Source organism: Bacillus sp. JJ1503, assembly GCF_036965125.1.
In the GTDB taxonomy this organism is placed as follows: Bacteria; Bacillota; Bacilli; order Bacillales; family Cytobacillaceae; genus Cytobacillus.
Genome location: NZ_JBALOZ010000508.1, coordinates 1 through 4237 on the forward strand (window position 1 = coordinate 1; position 4237 = coordinate 4237).

Below are 4237 nucleotides of genomic sequence, written 5' to 3' on the forward strand. Positions count from 1 at the left end.
CAATGCCAACACAAACAAGTATCTGATAGCTGAATATAGTCAGCTTTAATATAAATTTTGCAAGAGTAGGTGATTTCTTGATGATTAAGGGTTTAAATCACTTTTTATTCTCGGTTTCAGATTTAGAAAAGTCTATTGAATTTTATCAGAAAGTTTTTGATGCCAAGCTATTAGTGAAGGGGAGAAACACTGCCTACTTTNNAAATGAAATAGCCCATTCCTATACGCATATTGCTTTTACCATTGAAGAAAAAGACTTCGAAGTTATGTATAAAAAATTAACAGAGCTAAACGTGAATATCCTTCCTAGTCGTCCAAGAGACGAAAAGGATAAGAAATCGATTTATTTTACAGATCCAGACGGTCATAAATTTGAGTTACATACAGGGACTTTGCAGGATAGATTGGAATATTACAAGAAAGAAAAAAGGCATATGGAATTTCTCTAAAATGAAATAGGGTGAGAGGAATGGATAAGGAACTTTTTAATGCTGTTGAGCAGTCGATTGAATATATGAAAAATCACTTGGAGGAAGAAATTACTTCAGAAGAGTTAGCTGCTAAATTCGGCTATAGTACTTATCATTTCTTAAGAGGTTTTAAGGAAGTGACAGGGGTAACACCTAGACATTTTTTATCTGCATTACGGATTGAGGCATGCAAGGAGATTTTATCAAGCCCATCGAACTCGATACTAAAATCTTTATTAAGCGTAGGCTATAAAAGTATTGGGTCTTTTAGTTCGCGTTTTAAACAATTTGTAGGACAATCCCCAAACCAATTTAAGACCAAATCTGATTTTTTATATCACTATATTCATCAATACAATGACAAGAGCGGTTATCCATCCCAACTAACAGTATCCTCAACAATCACTTGTCATATAAACTCACCCCTAACATTTAAAGGATTAATTTTTGTTGGACTGTTTCCACGCCCAATACCTGACCAAAGGCCGATTTTGGGAGGTGTTTTGAATAATGGAGGAACATATATTTTTTCCAAAGTTCCGGAAGGCACCTTTTTCATATTGGCTGCTGCCATTCATTGGAGCAAAAACCCGAAAGATTATTTCGTACTGAATAAATCACTGCGAGGGAAATTTGATCATGCAATTAAAGTTAAAAAAGAAACGATAGCGGAAGTAACTATTAATTTAAGAGAACCAATGCCTTATGACCCGCCTATTTTAATTAATTTGCCAATGCTTTTATTTGAAAATGAGCAATCTAGAAGAAATTAAATGATTAATTTTTCGGTAAAATGGTGTTTAAAGAAGGAGGAGATGTCATGTTAAATAAAGTTTGTGTGCTTACTGTTCGTGTCAAAAATCTTCAAGAGTCCGTTGGTTTTTATACTAATGTATTAGGTTTCGAGGTTTCAAAATATTATGGAGATAAGATTGTTAGTCTTAAACATGATGAAATACCAGTTGTGTTAGAGGAAGACGAGGAGGCTTATCAGGAGCCAAAGCAAAATGTACTATTAGGTGTACTGTCAAAGGATCTTGACAAGGATATCGCTGATTTTAAATCTAAAGGTGTGAAAATTTTGTTTGATGAACCAAGACCTTGCCCCCCTGGCCGTTACACGATCATTGAAGACCCTGTGGGGAACCAAATTGAAATTGTAGAATTTTCCGAGTGAGATAATGATTAATCATCAAACATACATAAAGGCTTCCTTAGATAAGGTTTATGAAACTTTAACTACGGCAGAGGGCTGGAATGCATGGTTTACAGATCATACAGTTTTACACTTGGATGAGAATGGGAAGGGATAATAACCTTAAGATGGTCCAACTACGGTGTAAATAAAGAGGATATTGAAGACGGCGGGGAAATTTTGGCTCCGTTCCGAATAGATTGTTTTCTTTCAATAGTCCCCTGGCAAAAATCCAACTACTGTAAAGTTTGAAATGCAGCCTTATCAAGAAGGAACACTTTTACTTTTAGAAGAGGCTGGCTATTCCACATCTTCCACCGATCTTTCAGCTTGTATAGGCTGTGCAGTTGGATGGGGAGAAGCACTGGCTTTGTTAAAGATGTACCTTGAGTATGGTATTGTGTGCAAAGAGGATTATCGCTTTTAGGTTGAGGGGGCTAGTAGATTGGTTTATGAAATAACGATTCAAATCAGAGTAAATGATTTCGAAAAAGGCCAAACATGGTACCAAACATTATTAAATAGGCAACCTGATTTTAGTCCTCATCAAGGCTTTGCCGAATGGGAGGTCATTCCCGGCTGTTGGCTGCAAGTGGCAGAAGGATTTCCTGCAGAGGGGAGCGGCCCGATCCGATTAGGTGTTTCAAATCTGGAAAAAGAAAGAGATAGATTAGTGAAGGAATTAAAAATAGAGGAATTTGAGATATTCGAAAGGGAAGGTGTTCCTGCTAAATGGGGGACCTTTCAAGACTCATGGGGAAACCAATTGGGCTTATTTGAGTATTTGGATGAGAATGAGAAGCAAGAAAAGATAAAATCGATCTTAGGTGATGTTTAGAAAATGAGCAAAAAACGAAGGGAAAACTAAAAGTCAGGACTCCAATTAATAGAAGTCCTGATTTTTCCTGTTCTAAATTTTGTTCAATTTTGAAAAAAGTTCAGATTAATTTACGCAATAATAAAATCCCCATCCCTTTCTCCATAAAAATACAACCGATGCAGTGGTCTTGTCATGGCCACATAAAGAAGCTTAATATCTAGTTCAGAGTCGCGACAGAATGATTCTTCAAGTGAAATTATGATAACAACGTCAAATTCCAACCCCTTTGCTAAAAAAGATGGAACAATCACAATTTCATCTTTCGGGATCTTTGCTTGTTCTGCGAGCAGTGTGACAGGTTCATCTGAATGCTTCTCGAAAAGCGAATAAAGAAGCTGACAATCTTTCATGGTTTTGCCGATGACCGCGAAAGTTTTATAGATTTCCTCTTTTAGACTAGTTACTTGCTCTTCAATTTGATGAACAAGTTCTTTTCCGATTTTTCTTTTTATAAACCTAGGCGGTTCTCCATGCCGGACAACGGGTTCAACTTTCGGAAAAGAGTAGGGAAGAAGCTTTAAAAGCTCGTTTGCTTTCTCCATAATCTCAACGGTTGTTCGGTAGCTTTTTTGCAATTCTGTGTAGGTAGCTCGCGGAAAAATGTCCTCTAAAACTCCATTCCACGATGTTAAGCCTCTATAGGAATGAATTCCTTGTGCAAGATCACCCACTAGCGTAAACATATCAGTATCAAGTGCTTTCTTAAGGGATAGCAGCTCCATGAAGCTGTAATCCTGTGCTTCGTCAATGACAATATTTTTGGCTTTAAACTCTTTTGGAATGCCAAAAAGGTTTACCTGCAAATAAAGCAACAGAGCAAGGTCTTCTCTTTCATATTTCTTTTTTGCAAAAAGGGTCTGGCTATACTCGCATAACAATTCTGCTTCCTGTTCGGAGAGACCGCCCTCGGCCCATTGGCAAAGCTTAATAGGATCATTAAAAAGCTCGTGATAATACTGTAGGAGCGTTTTTTTCGGAAACTTTTTCATATAGGCAGGGACAGCATTACGAATGGCCTTTCTGATTTCCTCAAGCCTTAGTGCTTTTTTGTCTAGTGCATAAGAAACATACTGTCTCCTTCTCTCCGGATCCTTTCCACGATAAAGAGCACTTTCTATCCGTTCATCATAAAAGGTTTCGATTTTGTTAATTAAGTTTTTCTTCTTTTTCGCCACGTCATTTTGCAAAACGGCCTTTAGTTTATCCAGCCTTTTAAAAAGAGGAAGATAGTTATAGTCGGTCTTAAAGAGATGAATAAACTTCTTGTAGCTGAATAGGCGAAATTTATCGATTACGAAATCTTCCGTAGGAAAAAATGTTTTATAAATACTTGTTAGGTAGTTGGATAAAATTACATGGAAAATGGGAGATCCCTTTGCTGATGAAATCCAAGCTGAAATTTGGGAATCCTTGCTTTCGGGCTCTTCCAGCAGCCGAACCAATTTATTATTATTGACCATATTAAGCTTTTGACCAAGGCATACTTGCACATATTCCTGATAAGTGGTTTGCCGAACTCTCTCAACACCTAGTTCAGGCAGCGCTTCAGATATGTAATCTATAAACAAGCGGCTTGGCGCTAAGATCATCAGCTGCTCTGGTGCAAAGTTTTCCTTGTACTGATAAATAAAATAACTGATCCGGTGGAGGGCAAGCGTTGTTTTTCCGCTGCCGGCAGCCCCTTGAACAATA

Annotated in this window: 7 protein-coding genes; 6 read left to right on the top strand and 1 reads right to left on the bottom strand. The window is 37.5% G+C overall.

The features are described 5' to 3' along the window. Positions 1-80 precede the first annotated feature (80 nt). The 6 genes from V7149_RS25995 to V7149_RS26020 all read left to right on the top strand — a co-directional run bounded on the left by V7149_RS25995 (position 81) and on the right by V7149_RS26020 (position 2503). Positions 81-449, top strand: coding sequence for a VOC family protein (locus V7149_RS25995; RefSeq protein ID WP_438824168.1), 369 nt, complete (start codon positions 81-83; stop codon positions 447-449). 20 nt (positions 450-469) lie between these two features. Continuing rightward, positions 470-1243, top strand: a complete 774-nt coding sequence (locus tag V7149_RS26000; protein WP_335348443.1) for a helix-turn-helix transcriptional regulator — start codon at positions 470-472, stop codon at positions 1241-1243. Between the two features lie 47 nt (positions 1244-1290). Beyond that, positions 1291-1647: a VOC family protein gene (locus tag V7149_RS26005; RefSeq protein ID WP_335348444.1), complete on the top strand. Its 357-nt coding sequence runs from the start codon at positions 1291-1293 to the stop codon at positions 1645-1647. A 4-nt stretch (positions 1648-1651) separates the two neighbouring features. Continuing rightward, positions 1652-1783, top strand: coding sequence for a hypothetical protein (locus V7149_RS26010; protein ID WP_335348445.1), 132 nt, complete (start codon positions 1652-1654; stop codon positions 1781-1783). Positions 1784-1918: 135 nt separating this feature from the next. Further along, positions 1919-2092: a hypothetical protein gene (locus V7149_RS26015; protein ID WP_335348446.1), complete on the top strand. Its 174-nt coding sequence runs from the start codon at positions 1919-1921 to the stop codon at positions 2090-2092. Positions 2093-2110: 18 nt separating this feature from the next. After that, entirely contained in the window at positions 2111-2503 is a 393-nt protein-coding gene (locus V7149_RS26020; RefSeq protein ID WP_335348447.1) for a VOC family protein, read from the top strand. Positions 2504-2613: 110 nt separating this feature from the next. On the opposite strand, the gene V7149_RS26025 is transcribed toward V7149_RS26020, so the two are convergent. Beyond that, positions 2614-4237, bottom strand: a 1624-nt coding sequence (locus V7149_RS26025; RefSeq protein ID WP_335348448.1) for a HelD family protein, incomplete at its 5' end; no start/stop codon positions are given.

Coding starts and splice junctions, on each gene's coding strand:
- V7149_RS26005 (WP_335348444.1), top strand. CDS start 1,291: ATGTTAAATAAAGTTTGTGTGCTTACTGTTCGTGTCAAAAATCTTCAA.
- V7149_RS26015 (WP_335348446.1), top strand. CDS start 1,919: ATGCAGCCTTATCAAGAAGGAACACTTTTACTTTTAGAAGAGGCTGGC.
- V7149_RS26000 (WP_335348443.1), top strand. CDS start 470: ATGGATAAGGAACTTTTTAATGCTGTTGAGCAGTCGATTGAATATATG.
- V7149_RS26010 (WP_335348445.1), top strand. CDS start 1,652: ATGATTAATCATCAAACATACATAAAGGCTTCCTTAGATAAGGTTTAT.